This is a genomic window from Sediminihaliea albiluteola, assembly GCF_014077625.1.
Classification (GTDB): Bacteria; Pseudomonadota; Gammaproteobacteria; order Pseudomonadales; family Halieaceae; genus Sediminihaliea; species Sediminihaliea albiluteola.
In genome coordinates this window covers 591,609-605,955 of record NZ_JACFXU010000013.1, presented here as the reverse complement: position 1 = coordinate 605,955, position 14,347 = coordinate 591,609, and the positions used below count along the sequence as shown (strand labels likewise).

The 14,347-nt window shown below is 54.5% G+C and carries 10 protein-coding genes; 4 read left to right on the top strand and 6 right to left on the bottom strand.

Annotated elements, in window-relative coordinates:
* Positions 1-6 precede the first annotated feature (6 nt).
* Complete coding sequence (gene nudC / locus H2508_RS03740) at positions 7-831, bottom strand: NAD(+) diphosphatase (RefSeq protein ID WP_182169030.1); 825 nt, start codon at positions 829-831, stop codon at positions 7-9.
* 169 nt (positions 832-1,000) lie between these two features.
* Here nudC and nhaB point away from each other — a divergent pair, with 169 nt between their 5' ends.
* Positions 1,001-2,509, top strand: coding sequence for a sodium/proton antiporter NhaB (gene nhaB / locus H2508_RS03735; RefSeq protein WP_182169029.1), 1,509 nt, complete (start codon positions 1,001-1,003; stop codon positions 2,507-2,509).
* A gap of 124 nt (positions 2,510-2,633) precedes the next feature.
* On the opposite strand, the gene dnaQ is transcribed toward nhaB, so the two are convergent.
* From dnaQ to H2508_RS03720, 3 genes are read right to left on the bottom strand one after another with little or no spacing between them, the layout of a single operon-like run.
* Positions 2,634-3,362, bottom strand: coding sequence for a DNA polymerase III subunit epsilon (gene dnaQ / locus H2508_RS03730; RefSeq protein ID WP_182169028.1), 729 nt, complete (start codon positions 3,360-3,362; stop codon positions 2,634-2,636).
* Positions 3,359-3,802 (bottom strand): ribonuclease HI, encoded by a 444-nt coding sequence (gene rnhA / locus H2508_RS03725; RefSeq protein WP_182169027.1) that lies wholly within the window; start codon positions 3,800-3,802, stop codon positions 3,359-3,361. Before rnhA ends, dnaQ begins: the two co-directional genes overlap by 4 nt.
* Entirely contained in the window at positions 3,799-4,554 is a 756-nt protein-coding gene (locus H2508_RS03720) for a class I SAM-dependent methyltransferase (protein WP_182169026.1), read from the bottom strand. The genes rnhA and H2508_RS03720 overlap by 4 nt, the downstream gene beginning before the upstream one ends.
* Positions 4,555-4,669: 115 nt before the next feature.
* Here H2508_RS03720 and gloB point away from each other — a divergent pair, with 115 nt between their 5' ends.
* The 3 genes from gloB to H2508_RS03705 all read left to right on the top strand — a co-directional run bounded on the left by gloB (position 4,670) and on the right by H2508_RS03705 (position 8,051).
* Positions 4,670-5,449: a hydroxyacylglutathione hydrolase gene (gene gloB, locus H2508_RS03715; protein WP_182169025.1), complete on the top strand. Its 780-nt coding sequence runs from the start codon at positions 4,670-4,672 to the stop codon at positions 5,447-5,449.
* Between the two features lie 133 nt (positions 5,450-5,582).
* On the top strand, positions 5,583-6,890 hold the full coding sequence (locus H2508_RS03710) for a LysM peptidoglycan-binding domain-containing protein (RefSeq protein ID WP_328799305.1): 1,308 nt from the start codon (positions 5,583-5,585) through the stop codon (positions 6,888-6,890).
* Between the two features lie 3 nt (positions 6,891-6,893).
* Positions 6,894-8,051 (top strand): methyltransferase, encoded by a 1,158-nt coding sequence (locus H2508_RS03705; protein WP_182169023.1) that lies wholly within the window; start codon positions 6,894-6,896, stop codon positions 8,049-8,051.
* A 68-nt stretch (positions 8,052-8,119) separates the two neighbouring features.
* Here the strand turns inward: H2508_RS03705 and H2508_RS03700 are convergent, their stop codons facing one another.
* Positions 8,120-11,470: a UvrD-helicase domain-containing protein gene (locus H2508_RS03700; RefSeq protein WP_182169022.1), complete on the bottom strand. Its 3,351-nt coding sequence runs from the start codon at positions 11,468-11,470 to the stop codon at positions 8,120-8,122.
* Positions 11,467-14,184 carry a PD-(D/E)XK nuclease family protein gene (locus H2508_RS03695; protein ID WP_328799332.1) on the bottom strand — a complete coding sequence of 906 codons (2,718 nt, stop codon included), beginning with the start codon at positions 14,182-14,184 and terminating at the stop codon, positions 11,467-11,469. The genes H2508_RS03700 and H2508_RS03695 overlap by 4 nt, the downstream gene beginning before the upstream one ends.
* Between the last annotated feature and the right edge of the window lie 163 nt (positions 14,185-14,347).

Here is a 14,347-nt window from a genome sequence, read left to right as displayed (position 1 = left end):
CACTACTTAAGTATGTTGTTGGGTGAGAAGGGCTACTTGATGCCGGATCAACTGACCGGCAACGGAGTGCGCTGGGGGCACAGTGGGTAAGTCGCGATAATGGAACCACTGCGCGTCAGCAATTTCTGTGAGGTCGCAGACAATATCACCGCCAGCGTAATCGGCAAAAAAGCCCAGCATCAACTGATTGGGAAAAGGCCATGACTGGGAACGGAAATAGCGAATATTGCATACCTCGAGGCTGACCTCTTCACGCACTTCCCGAATTAGAGTTTCCTCAGGGGTTTCACCGGCCTCAATAAAGCCGGCTAGAGTACTATACATTTCGTAGGGGAAGTTAGTATTGCGCGCCAGTAAGAGCTCTTCTCCGCGGGTCACCAACACGATAATACAGGGTGAGATGCGGGGGTAATTAAAGCTTCGGCAGTGGCGGCAGCGCATGGCCCGTTCAGCAGAATCGAGCTCTGTGGGACGCCCGCAGGAGCCGCAAAACTGGTGCTCCTTTTCCCAGGCTAATAATTGGGCTGCCCGTCCAACCAAGTTAAAGACCGCGTCTTCTTGCTGGCCGAGAATCTGGTACAAGTTACCCCGGGTAAAGCGCATGGGGTCTAAATCGATCGCTGGATCTATCTCAAGGGCATAACAGGCTTGTTCATGCCAATAGCCTAGAAATTGCTCGCGGATAACAATCCAAGCGGCTTCGCCTATTAAGTCCAGCGGTAATAAGCAGCCCTGGGCTGAGCGCAGGTCGCTGATCAGTTCCCCCTGCTGAAAAGCGATGGCGAGTGCTTGCTCCGGGCGCGCTGGAGCTAAGTTATCCGGTCGGAACATAGTGCTAGTGATATGCCTGAAAATGAGCGGCTATAGTATGCTCGCCACCTGCGGCGAGCAAGCTCACTAAGCTATAGCAGCCTTAATCGTTTCCGTAAAGCTTACTTTAGGGCCAAATAATAACGTAGAATGTCCAGCTGAAATTTTAACAACGGGCTGTAAACAGGCTATGACTGAATCAATGGGCACCGCCATTTGGCGCAACTTCTTAGGTAGTTCCCCTGAGTGGTACAAACGAACTATTGTGGCGTTTTTGCTACTCAATCCTCTGCTGTTATATGTTATAGGGCCTTTTGCCACTGGCTGGGTGTTGATTGGGGAGTTCATTTTTACCCTAGCGCTGGCACTGCGCTGCTATCCATTACAGCCCGGTGGGCTCATTGCGATTGAAGCAATACTGCTGGGAATGGCTTCACCGGAAAGTGTTTACAACGAAGCCGCCGCCAACTTTGAAGTGATTTTACTGTTGATGTTCATGGTCGCCGGCATCTACTTCATGAAAGAGCTGCTGCTATTTGTATTCACCAAAATCTTATTGCGAGTAAAGTCAAAAGTAGCTCTGTCACTACTGTTCTGCTTGGTGTCTGCTGTGTTGTCGGCTTTCCTCGACGCCCTGACAGTCACCGCAGTATTGATTAGCGTTGGTGTTGGTTTCTATGCGGTCTATCACAAGGTCGCTTCTGGCAAACTGATGGCTCAGGAGGAGGTGCATGACCATGCCGATGACAACACGGTGCAGGAAAGTAACCGCGAAGACTTAGAAGCGTTCCGCGCTTTTTTGCGTAGCCTGCTGATGCACGGTGCTGTTGGTACGGCACTGGGCGGTGTTTGTACACTGGTTGGTGAACCACAGAACTTATTGATTGCCACTGTGGCAGGCTGGAGTTTCGCTCAGTTTGTTGTGGTGATGGCACCAGTGACCATGCCAGTGCTAGCCTGTGGCTTGCTCACCTGCGTACTGCTCGAAATGAGTGGTAAGTTCGGTTATGGCAGCAAGCTACCAAACAATGTTAGAGCTGTGCTAGAGGCTTACTCGGCCCAGCAGGAAAAGCAGCGCGATCCCCGCTCCAATGCCCGACTCATGGTGCAAGGCGCGGTTGCTGTGATCCTTGTTCTGGCCCTAGCTTTTCACTTGGCAGCGGTGGGCTTAGTCGGTCTGCTGATTATTGTGTTGTTGACAGCCTTTAACGGTGTGATTGATGAGCATCAGATTGGGCCAGCTTTTGAGGAAGCTCTGCCCTTTACGGCCCTGCTGGTTGTGTTCTTCGCCATCGTTGCGGTGATTCACGAGCAGCACCTCTTCACTCCGGTCATTGATCGCGTGCTGGCCATGGATGCCGATGTGCGCCCTTCCATGTTCTTCTTGGCCAACGGCTTGCTGTCGATGATCAGCGATAACGTGTTTGTGGCCACGGTGTATATCAATGAGATTAAGGCCGCTTTTGATGCGGGCTCAATTTCTCGGGAAGAGTTTGACCACTTGGCAGTGGCCATTAACACCGGAACCAACTTGCCCAGTGTGGCAACCCCTAACGGTCAGGCCGCTTTCCTGTTCTTGTTGACTTCGGCCCTGGCACCGCTGATCCGCTTGTCCTATGGCCGCATGGTCATTATGGCGTTCCCCTACACCCTCGTTCTGGGCGGTGTGGGCTTTGCCTGCGTAGCAATGTTTATCTAAGCTCGCATGTTGTCCAGTGTCCCTCGCTGTGGCGGGGAGGCACTGGGCTTATCAGCGCTAAGTTCTACTCTACCCTCGTCTGCTCGCTATTCTTTGCGTTTCAGCCTTATTGCTAAGGCGCCACTTACTTACTACCGAACATCTCACGCCACAGCACAGTGCCGCCATTGCCAGCTGCCATTGTCTCAAAGAGCGCTTGTTCAGCAGCGAGTTCATCTGCTGAGGGCTCAGTGATGGGCAGCGGCATGCGATCTGCAGGCAGCCGTCGCAGGCGTTCCCCCAGGCTAGTTCCCGAGCTGTTAGAGCTGTCGTGATCGGACAGTGATAGCGCCGTTTGGCCGCCAGTCAGCAGCAGGTAAACATCTGCTAGAATCTCGGAGTCTAGCAAGGCCCCGTGCAGCTCACGCTGGGAGTTATCGACCATGTAACGAGCGCAGAGAGCGTCGAGGCTGTTGCGCTGACCCGGGTGTTTGGACCTGGCCATCACTAAGGTGTCGATAATTGAGCAAGTCTTATCGACATCCTCATAGCCGGCATCTAATCGCTGTAATTCGGCGTTGAGAAAGCCGATATCAAAGGGCGCGTTATGAATGATTAATTCGGCTCCCGCGATATAGTCAACAAACTCAGCCGCTATTTGGGAAAAGACGGGTTTATCAGCTAGAAACTCGTTGGTGATACCGTGCACTTCGATCGCGCCTTGCTCGACCTCGCGCTCAGGATTGATGTACTGGTGGTAATGATTGCCAGTCAAACGGCGGTTAACTAACTCCACACAGCCTATTTCGATAATACGGTGACCTTGGCTAACTTCCAGGCCAGTAGTTTCGGTATCTAGAACAATCTGCCTCATGAACTAGGCTCCAGTTGATCAATGCCACGGTTGGCTAATTGGTCGGCAATTTCATTTTCTCGGTGACCGCTATGGCCTTTAACCCAGTGCCACTTAACTTTATGGCGTTGATTTTGTTCGTCCAGTGCGCGCCACAGATCTTCGTTTTTAACGGGTTTGCGGGCGGCGGTTTTCCAGCCTTTAATTTTCCAGTTATCGAGCCACTTGGTGATGCCATCGCGCACATATACCGAATCGGTGGTCAGGTTCACTGCGCAGGGTTCTTTCAATGCGCGCAGGGCCTCGATGGCGGCCCGCAACTCCATGCGATTATTGGTGGTATTAGCTTCGCCGCCAAATAGTTCGCGTTCATTGCCATTAAAACGTAATAAGGCGCCCCAACCACCGGGTCCGGGGTTGCCGCGGCAAGCGCCATCGGTAAAAATTTCTACTTCCTTCACGCAGTATCATCTCCTTTGCGCGCTGTGGCTGAGGCTCGCGGTGACGAGACCGATTGCGGCACTGCAAGACCGATCAGACGGCCACGCCTGCTGCGCAATATAGGTCTGTTGATGCAAGCAGGTACTTGTTTAATGGCATGCATAATAAACAGACCACCTATTGGTAGGCCACGGCTAACACACCATTTATTAACAGATTTTATTGAGGCTCTCATGCCCTGCCCACCAAAAGGTGGCAGAGCATAGCACTGCAGCGTTTGCTGGGGCTCAAAGCCCAAGATATTGAGCCAATCGCTCAAGCGCCCGGTTGAGAGAGGCTGACGATGACGCCACAATCGGTGGCCCATTCGGGCCCGTAAAGCGGCATTTAAGCCAGTCAAGCTCCAGGGGTTAAAAGCAATAATAAATAAGTGGCCGTGAGGTGTTAAGGCCCGATGCAATTCACGCAAGGCTTGGTGTGGATTATCGCTGAATTCTAAATTATGGTGCGCAATGATGACGTCGACGCTGTCGCTAGCTAGCGGCAGCTGGTCTGATTCGGCTTGCAAAGTTACCGCAGCACCACTTTGCGCCGCCACATAGACGCGATTTCTCACCCGGCTGGCATCGTAGAGCGGGTGCATACGGGTCACAGCTACCTGAGCCAAATGGTAGCCAAAAGCAGTATCTAGCGGCTCCGCCAGCTGCTCTTTAATCAGCTCTAACAAGTAGCGTCCGTTGTCAGTCTGATACCAGGTTTCCAGTTCAGTCAAAATCTCGTTAAACTCTGTGCCCGGCTTGAACGAATAAAGTCCATCCGAGGCCTCTAAAGGCTGTTTTCAGTATCAATCATGGTACTGTATTTCTTGATCAATTGTACGGTTCACTATGCTTTCAATATCAGCTATTCCGGCATTCAATGACAATTACATCTGGCTACTGGAGCGCTCCGGGCAGGCCGTTGTGGTTGACCCCGGCGACGCTGAGCCGGTGCTCAAAGTGCTCTCTGAGCAAGGCCTGAGCCTGACAGGGATTCTCATCACCCACCATCACTTTGACCATGTGGGTGGCGTAGAAGACTTGTTGGCCGAGCAAGCAGTGCCGGTGTGGGGCCCTCACAATCCAGAAATCGGCAGTATTAGTCAGCGCCTCAGCGCCGGTGACAAGATTGAGGTACTCGGACATAGTTTTAGCGTCCTTGAAGTACCCGGTCACACCATGGATCACATTGCTTACTTTCATCAGCCCAGTGATTCGGCTAGCGCGCCACTGCTATTTTGTGGCGATACTCTCTTTGCCGGTGGCTGTGGCCGGATGTTCGAAGGCACTGCTGAGGTGATGCACCGCTCCTTGCAGCTCCTAGCGGATTTGCCTGCCGATACCTTAGTTTACTGCGCCCATGAATACACTTTGGCTAATCTGGAATTTGCCCGTGCGGTTGAGCCGGATAATGCAGCGCTCATTGAGCGTCAACAGAAGGCCCAGCGCCTGCGTGATTTAGGCCAAGCGACAGTGCCCTCGCTGCTGGCTGAGGAGTTGGCAACTAACCCATTTCTACGCTGTCAAACTGCCGAACTACAGGCCTCTCTCAAAGCCCAGGGGCGCCTAGAAGGTAGCTCAGGAGCTGAGGTTTTCGCTACTGTACGCGCTTGGAAAGATACTTTTTAAAGCCTTTATTTAGCACTAATAACACAGAAGATTTCTTTTGATTTTCAAACAGTTAAGAACCTTATTTACAGTATTTTCTACGGTCGCCTTCTTGGCTGCCTGTCAGACTATGCCAGCGCAAGACAAGCCTGCTGTGGGAAACATAGAGGGCGCTGAAGGCAGTGAGCTCATCGACAGTAAAGACCTGGTGACTAGCGCCATAGATGACTCAGAAACAAGGCTCGATCTGGTGTCGAGCTCAGAGCTGCGCGTAGTAGACAGTGACCTGTTCGATGAACAACCCGATGACCTATGGCAGCGCCTGCGCTCACAATTGAGCTGGCAGGACTATGAGGAAAAACCAGAAATTGTTGCTGCCCGAGAACGTTTCTTAGCGCAAAGCAATTACCTCGATGTGATCGCTGCTCGCTCAGAGCTCTATCTGCACTACATAGTAGAAGAAGTTGAAGCCCGAGGTATGCCCATCGAGCTGGCCTTGCTGCCGCTAGTCGAAAGCACCATGGACCCCTTTGCCAACTCTCCGCAACACGCCGCTGGCTTGTGGCAGATTATGCCTGCCACTGGCCGACACCTCGGCTTAACCAATAATTGGTGGTATGACGGTCGCCGTGATCTGCGGGACTCCACCCGGGTTGCCTTAGATTACTTAGAGGAATTACAAGCCAGTTTTGATGGCGACTGGCTACTGGCACTGGCCGCCTATAACTCAGGTAAAGGCCGTGTTATGCGCGCCATTAAGAGCAATAGGCGCCGCGATAAGGACACCGATTATTGGTCCCTTAATTTACCCCGTGAAACGAAAAATTATGTGCCCAAGCTGCTGGCCCTGGCCTCGATTATTGATAAGCCAGAACAATACGAGGCCGATCTGCCGCCGGTAACTAACGCCCCGGCATTTGCGATTGCCAGCACCAGTGGTCAGATCGAACTGGCCAAAGCTGCTGAGCTTGCCGGCGTCGATGAAAACTTACTGCGCTCACTTAACCCCGGCCAATTGCGCTGGGCAACGGCCCCCTCACAGGCTGAACTACTGGTGCCGGTAGACTCGCTGGAAGCTTTTGAAAACGGCCTTGCCAATCTCAGCCCAAGTGACCGCCTGCAGTGGCAGCATTACCGCATTCGCCAAGGCGACAACTTAGTCAGTATTGCCCGTAGATTTGATACCCAAGTGGCGATGATTAAAGAGGTCAACAAATTACGCGGCAGCTTTATTCGCGCTGGCGATACCCTGCTCATTCCACAGGGTTCGACTTGGGGTGCTGCGCTGGCACAGAGCCCTCAAAGCCACGATTATCGAGTGCGTCGCGGTGACTCTCTGTACCGTATCGCGGGCCGTTTTAAGGTCTCTATCGATGATATTATCAGGTGGAACTCCCTAGATCCTCGCGCTTATCTGCGCCCCGGGCAGCAACTGACACTCTACTTAGGGCGCGATAGCTGAAGCATGAGCTCTGTACAGCCCGCAGCGCAGTTTGAAACGCCCTTTGGCTGTTTTGAACTACAGCGCTATCCCCGTAGGCCAAATGACACACTGAATGCTTGGTGCGCGGCCGACAGCCTGTTGCTTGAGGCTTTTGCGGCTGAGCCAGCCTCCCCCGCGACCACTTTGGTAGTTAATGATGAACACGGCGCATTAACTACCGCCCTTAAAGCTGCCTGGATGTGGAGTGATTCAGCGCTCAGTGTCAGAGCCCTGCGGGACAACTTAGCACGCAACCGGCTACCGGAGTGCCAGGTGATTTGGAGCACAGAGCCACCTCCCGCCACCGCCAGCATAGTGCTGATGCGAGTGCCCAAGCAGCTGGCCTACTTCGAGTACCAACTAGCTTGCTTGGCGACGACCTTGGCCCCCGGAACGCGATTAGTCATTGGCGGGATGGACAAGCACCTCTCACCCCAAACCGCCGCTATTATTGAGCGCTATATAGGCCCTACTGAGCGCCACCGCGGCCGCCGAAAAGCGCGGCTATTTTCTGCCACTATTGACGGGCTTCGGCACGAGGCAAAGGCCCAGTGGTCGCAGTATTACTGCCAGGCCTTAAACGCCGAGCTTAGAGCTCTGCCAAACGTTTTTAGTCGCGAACAATTAGACCGCGGTAGCGAATTACTGATTGCTCAGTTACAGCGCTTAGCGCCTGTTTCTCGGCTAATTGACTTAGCCTGTGGCAACGGCGTGCTTGGCCTTGCTGCTCTTGATGCAGGCCTTGCTCAAGAGCTGGTGTTTTGTGATGAATCGGCCATGGCGGTAGCTTCGGCGCGAGAGAACTTAGAGCACTTGCAGCCACAGGCTTTAGCGCGCTGTGAGTTTCATCACGGTGATGGCCTGAAGCACTATCGCGGCGCCAAAGCGGACTTGATACTGTGTAACCCGCCCTTTCATTTGCAGCATACCGTTGATGACTTTGCTGGCCGCCGCCTGCTGAGCCAGGCCGCTAAGCAAGTGAGTAGTGAGGGCAAGCTATGCTTAGTGGCGAACCGACATCTCAATTATCAAGCGGGACTCAAACGCCGTTTTGCCGCGCTGGAAAAGTTCGCCGCGAACAATAAATTCACCGTGTGGCTGGCTTCGCGACCACTGGCAGCGCCGGCTGGCAGAGCCTAAAACCACTCTCGCAAAACACTAGGCCCTGCCAGTATAGCTAGCAGTATCGGGGTCCAAAAGCGGCAGCTTTATGCCGGCGGTGGCAGCTCGACCGGGTGCAGCTCAGCGAGTGCAGTAAAGTACAGTGCACAGCGCAGAGGTTCAGGGCCGAGCTCAGAGAGCGCGTCGCGATAAGTCAGCAGCTGCTTTTGATAACGCTGCGCCTCATGGGCCATAAATTCAGCCAAGGACTGCCCTTCAGCCGGCTCACTGGTTTTGTAATCCACGACCCAGCGTGTTCCCTCTAGGGGATCAATAAAGGTTCGATCGATGACAATGTCTTTGATCTCCCCTTCAGCGCTGACTTGCGTAAGGGCCAATTCACAAGCTGCCTCTTTATGTTGGGAGCTGAGAAGCCAGCGCCCCGCTTGCTCATCGGCTAAGGTTTGGCTGACCGAAGCCTTAACCCGTTCAAAAGCTTGTTCTAGCACTGCACCTTCTAGGCCGAGGCAAGCGAGAGACCAGCGCCACAAACTGAAATCGTCCTCTGAGGGCTCCCGGGGTAAGTCTGAGCGTTGCGCTAGCACTTCCAGTGCTTGGTGCACGACTGTCCCGCTATGCCGCTCCAGACTATTGGCGAGAGGCGCTGGCCGGTTGCTGTTATCGCTGGCCCTCTGCTCCAGCGGCGCTGCTTCACTGACTTCTGTAGCTATGACTAAGCGCTGTAATAAGGGCCAACTTACTTCATTGTGCTGCTGAGGCATGCCATCGGCGACTTCGACAATCTGCGCCTGCTCTTTCACCGCCGGCCATATACAGGCCAACAAGGTGTTCTCAGTAGGCGCTTTAAGGCTGTCAGTTTTCGCGTCGACCTTCAGCGTTGCACTTAGTACTAATTGCTTGATCGCACGGGTCGCACCGACATATAAGAGTCGGGTGTTTTCCAGTTGAGTCTTGCGCTTGCGTCGCTGCGCTAGGTAATTGTAAACGCCGGGCTCACCCTTTTTACTGTGATCATCAGCAGCTAGCAGAAAACTGCGCTGCCCTTGATCGTCGCCAAATTCATCCCAGAGCATTAGGGGCCGCGAATCGTTACCAGACTTGCGGGCTAAGGCTGGAATAAAGACATGATCAAACTCTAGTCCTTTTGCTTTATGCAAAGTCATTAACTGTACACGGGCATCGGGATCACCCGCGTTGGCGTAGAGTTTAGCCACTTGCGTTTGTAGCCAAGGCAGATCAAAGTTGCGCCCTTCCAGCTCGCCCTGCTCGATCAGCTCAAAAAAACGTTGGGCATCTGCCAAGGCCGCTTTCTCAGCGACGGTGGCAGGCCCATCTAGGCGCAGCCATAACTGCTCCAGCCAGGCCCTTTGCGACAGTCGGTCGCGACGGGCAATCGCCCAGTTCATCGCGCTACGCAGAGCGCTCAAGCGCTTGCGGCCATCCTCAGATAAAGCTTGTACCACTGCTGGCTCGCCACAGAGGGTGAGTAGATCTTGATAGCGTCCATTATCATCAGCCCTAGCGAGGCTCAGTAAGTCAGCTAAACTCAAGCCGCACCAAGGGGCACGCAATACTGCCATCCAGGCCACTCGGTCTGCTCGATTCGAGAGCGCTCGTACGAGGGTCATTAAGTCGAGCACCACCGGCGAGTGCTCGAGACGGTCCATATCTTGAGCAGCAAAGGCGATACCGCGCTCACGCAGTCCTGCCACAATACCCTGCAGCTGGGGACGACTGCGGCCAAGTACTGCGATGCTGCCATCATTAGATGCCGTCAGGGCCTCGGCTACGCCATCACAGACAAAGGCAACTTCTGCTTGCTCTGCTTCATCGCCATGAAAAACCTGAAGCCTGACAGCGGGATCGCTACCCACTGGCTTAACCGCAGTGGCCGCACTAAAACTGACTTCGCCGCGAGCAATATTATCTTCTTGGGGAAAAACTTGAGAGAAGGTTTGGTTAACCCAGTCGACCACGCCGGCCTCTGAGCGGAAGTTAGCTTGTAATTCAAGATACTCCGGCAGCACGCCATTAAAACCATGGTCGCGGGCCTGCAAGAAGAGACTGACGTTGGCATCGCGGAAGCCGTAGATGGATTGCATACCATCGCCAACAATTAGAAAACTGCGTGGCGCGCCGGGGTTGGCCTCATTGTGCTCAGCCCAACCTCGGGTTAGGCGGCGCAGCAGCTCAAATTGTGTAATAGCGGTGTCTTGGAATTCATCAATTAAAATATGCTCTAGTTGATAATCCAAACGCAAGGCGAGATCTGTTGGGTAATCATCATCACCCAGAGCCTGCAGAGCCGACTGGGCAACCTGGCTGTGATCAACCTTGCCGTGGCGCTCGAACACCAACAGCAACTGAGCGGCGAGAACAGGCAGCACATTGCTCAGATGCAGTACTAATTGCCAGCTGGTGCTATTGCCTTCGATCTCAGGCAGGACATCGACTTCAAGTAAAGCCTGGCGCAGGCCATCGTCAGCGCTCAGTTCACTGATAATCTCTTGCAGCGCCTCCTTTTGTTCCTTATTTCGACCATTACCCGGCGGGAAACCTTCTTTAACCGTGAATCTAGAGCGCCATTTGCTGCCATCTTTGGTCAATAACATATGGCGCAGAGCTCGCCACTCAGGCAGGTCTTCTAGGCTATCACCAGCGTGACGAGGTTCTGCTTCACCTAGGTTCTGCGCACTAAAACAGCGCAGATCGTAAAGTGCCGAGAGACGGGCGCCAAACTGCTGGCGCAGCTGGGCAAGGGTTTCGCAAACAACACCTTCTACGGTTTGCAGCAGCCTTTGCTCTGCGGCCTCGGGTGAGTGACGCACATGAATGTATGACAACCACTGATCGCGGCGTGCAAGCAAGCCCTGCAGCAGCTCACTGAGGCGGTTCCAGCGGTTGTCAAAGTGCAGCATTAGGGCTCTTAGGTCAGTTTTAACCGGATGCTCACCCTCAGTCATGGCAAATAACTCGGCCACCGCTTCAGCATAGAGCGGGACGGCATCATCCACTGCCGTTGCTTGTGCACCAAAGGCACTCAACACCGGCATTTGCCGAGTGAGAGCGGCGCAAAAACCGTCGATGGTGCGGATATTGAGCCGTGCAGTGTTGTGCAGTAATCGCCAAGCTTGCTCGCGGTCCCGCTCTAGGGCCGCAAGCGCTAGGTCTCGGGTCCGTTGTTGATGGTCGCTGCTACAAGGCAGTCCTGCTTGCGCCTCTTGCAGGGCTTGCACTACCCGCTCGCGCATCTCCGCCGCTGCCTTGCGGGTAAAAGTGATGGCAAGGACTTGCTCGGGGCGTTGCACCCTGGCGAGTAAGGCCAAGAATCGCTGAATCAGCAGTTCAGTTTTTCCGGAGCCAGCTGGTGCACTGACACAAAAGCTTTTAAGGGGGTTGAGCGCCGCCTCCCGCTGCACCGCATCAACAATCGTCATAGTTCTTGCCCATCATCAAGTGCATCTTCGTCGATCTCTAGGTAGGCAGCGCCTACCCGGCACAAGGCCTGCAGGCCGCACCATGTGCAACTGTTTGGCTGGGGGTCTACCATCGCAGCGCCACTGAGAAAGTCTTCAGCTAAGCGCTCTAAACAGTCCTGCCAATAACTGCGTAAATCCTGCCAATCCTGACAGGGCGCTTTGCCACGCATGGCCTTGGCTATGTCGACCTCAATGCCTTTAGCCGCATCAGCTGCTTCGCTATCACCAATGCCGGTGTACTGGCATTCACGGGGTCGCACTTGAGCAAAGGCCAGCGCCCCAACTGCTTCAGTACTGACCATGCCGTAGAGTGGTAATTGCGGCTGGCTTGGTCGCTCACCGAGCCAGCTACTTTTACTGCAAGGGCTCGATTTATAGTCGATGATCATCTGCGAGCCATCAGCGAGTGTATCGATGCGGTCGACACGCAGTGTCATCGGTAAACCCTTGAGCTCAAAACTGGCCTCTTGTTCACGGGCGCTAACGACAAAGTCGGCGCGCTCTCGCTCTACTTCTAGCCATTCGGACAGTAACTGAGCCAGATAAGCGCTCTCCTGGGCAAGATAAGCTTCACCGACGGCGCTGCGCCGTGACTCTGGCACAGCGGCAACGGCAGCCGCCACCGCACGCTCGATGATCTCAGCCTGTTTAGCATCATCCACAGCCAGCAGGCCTTTAGCACTGCCTAACTCGCCCCACAGGGCATAGAGCGCATCGTGCATCACTACGCCCCGCTCACTCGCACTCAGCGCCAAACTGGGCTCTGACAAGCTTTGAACCGAGAGACGACGCTTGGCAAAAGCGCGAAAGGCGCAATTTGACTGATCTTCGATTAAGCCACTACCGCCTTTTATACTGGACAGCTCGAGCTCAGACACGGCAGGCGCTTGGTGATCCTCAAGAAATTCCATGTCGCGCTGCTCCCAGATCTTGAGCCATTGCTCAGGCAGTGCATCGGGCACTGGCATATCGCCCCACTCAAAGTCATTGAGCAGTGCACTGGGCAGCTCTGGTGCGCCATTGAGCTCACGGCTGTAGCTAGCGTAGAGCTGCCCGCTACTGCGGCGATATTGGGCGAGCAATTTACTGCTGTAGTCCCATTCCCGCTCCGCGCTGGCGTGGGGCATGCCACAGCGGCGCTGTAATGCCATCGGCAGCAAGGGATTAGGCCGCGCCGGGGCCGGCCACTGACTGGCCTGCATCCCCGCCAGCCAGAGGTGATCGAAACTGAGGCCGGCAGCCTCAAGGGGGCCCAACACCTGAATTGAGCTATCGCTGGTTTGGGCTTGAAACATGGTCTCTGCACAGCACTGCGCCAACAGCTTTAGAGCGCCCGGTAAATCTAAGTGATCACAAACCATATCGTAAGCGGCGTAACTTTCGAGCATGCTCTGCCACTGTTCAAGCTGCTGATATTCGAGTGAATCGAGACTGCTAGGCCCCGGCCAAGCCCAGAGTTGTAGCACAGCATCAAAGTGCTCAAGCCACTGGGATGGGCGCATACGCTGACCTAGTTCACGGCGCTGGGCAATGCATTGTAGTATTTCGCCTAGGGCTAAGCCGCGCTGCTCTCCTAGTGTGACTTGGCAGGCCAAGTTGCGCACTGTGGCCGCCGGCATCTGCTCTAAACCTTGATCAAAGAGGCGCACAATAAATTTCTGGCCTAGGGCTGAATGCTTGTCGGGCAGGTTCACAAAGCGGGAGCGCAGCAAGCTGAGCAGCTCATTCACATTCAGCTGATTGCGGCTCATGTTCAGTGCTAATAGGGCATCGCGCACCAAGGGTACTTCCGCCAGTGGCCAGCCGGTAGAAAAGTTGACCGGTAACTGGGCGTAATTCTCATTGAGGCAATCAAACTCGCGCCGCAGCAGGTATTCCAAATGGGAGCGATCGGCGCGCATATCGCCCAGAACCACGCCAATCGCTGCGTTGGGCTCGGCTTGATGTAAGTGGCGAATCCAGCGCGCTATGCTCAACAGCTCACTGCGCTGATCGGCAAAGGCGAAGGCCTGCAAGCTGGCCTGCTCGGCAGCGGCTTGCAACTCTTCTACGTCGCTACAGAGCTGTGCAAGGCAGTGGCGAAACAGCGGGGCGACCTCGTCAAAATCCAGCAATAAAGCTTTAACAGTTGGTTTATGCGAGCCATCTTGGGCCAGCATGGCGATCGCGTCGAGAGTGGTTGCTAAGCCCCTCTCCTCCAGAGCCGCCTCAAAGGCCTGGCACCACTGCAGGAAGGTCGCGCAATCTTGATCGAGAGCAAACTCTGCAGCGATGGCCTCTTGCTGCAGCGAAATTTGCCAGCGCAATAAGTTTCCGCGGGCCTGCTCTGCCATCGCAGCCGCAGCATCGGGCTGCAGGAGTTGTAAGCCGCTGTGTTCAATTTGATTGCGAATAATTTGACGCCACAGGGCTAGCGCTTGGCCCTGCCCTATGGGTATCCGTCGCAGTGAGGGCCGACTGAGACTGCGCGATAGCCACTGCTGGTACAGCCACTGCTCTAGTGGCCGTACCGCCAGAGGGCGCCAAACACGGGCGCCACTGGCAGCTTGACTGCGATCCCACTCGGCTTTAATCCGGCGTGCCAAGCGCAGGTTTGGTGTCAACAGTTGATAACCCTGCTCTATATAGCCCTGTAATTGCTCGATGTTGTATAGGGGGCGAGTTGCTATCACGCTCAATTATATGGCCTCAATTTGATTGCGGGAGCTTGTCTGTCTATCCAAAGTATGCTGGCTGCTATAGAATATCGCGCCATCTTTCTCCAGAGCCGTTGCACATGAAGTGTGGCCTTAATTGATTTGGCTGGGCGCGAGGGATCCACTCTAGCAGGTAAGT

What these genes read in the sequence shown, in the direction of transcription:
- nudC (WP_182169030.1), bottom strand. Translation starts at nt 831, where the DNA reads ATGTTCCGACCGGATAACTTAGCTCCAGCGCGCCCGGAGCAAGCACTC.
- nhaB (WP_182169029.1), top strand. Translation starts at nt 1,001, where the DNA reads ATGACTGAATCAATGGGCACCGCCATTTGGCGCAACTTCTTAGGTAGT.
- dnaQ (WP_182169028.1), bottom strand. Translation starts at nt 3,362, where the DNA reads ATGAGGCAGATTGTTCTAGATACCGAAACTACTGGCCTGGAAGTTAGC.
- gloB (WP_182169025.1), top strand. Translation starts at nt 4,670, where the DNA reads ATGCTTTCAATATCAGCTATTCCGGCATTCAATGACAATTACATCTGG.
- H2508_RS03705 (WP_182169023.1), top strand. Translation starts at nt 6,894, where the DNA reads ATGAGCTCTGTACAGCCCGCAGCGCAGTTTGAAACGCCCTTTGGCTGT.
- H2508_RS03700 (WP_182169022.1), bottom strand. Translation starts at nt 11,470, where the DNA reads ATGACGATTGTTGATGCGGTGCAGCGGGAGGCGGCGCTCAACCCCCTT.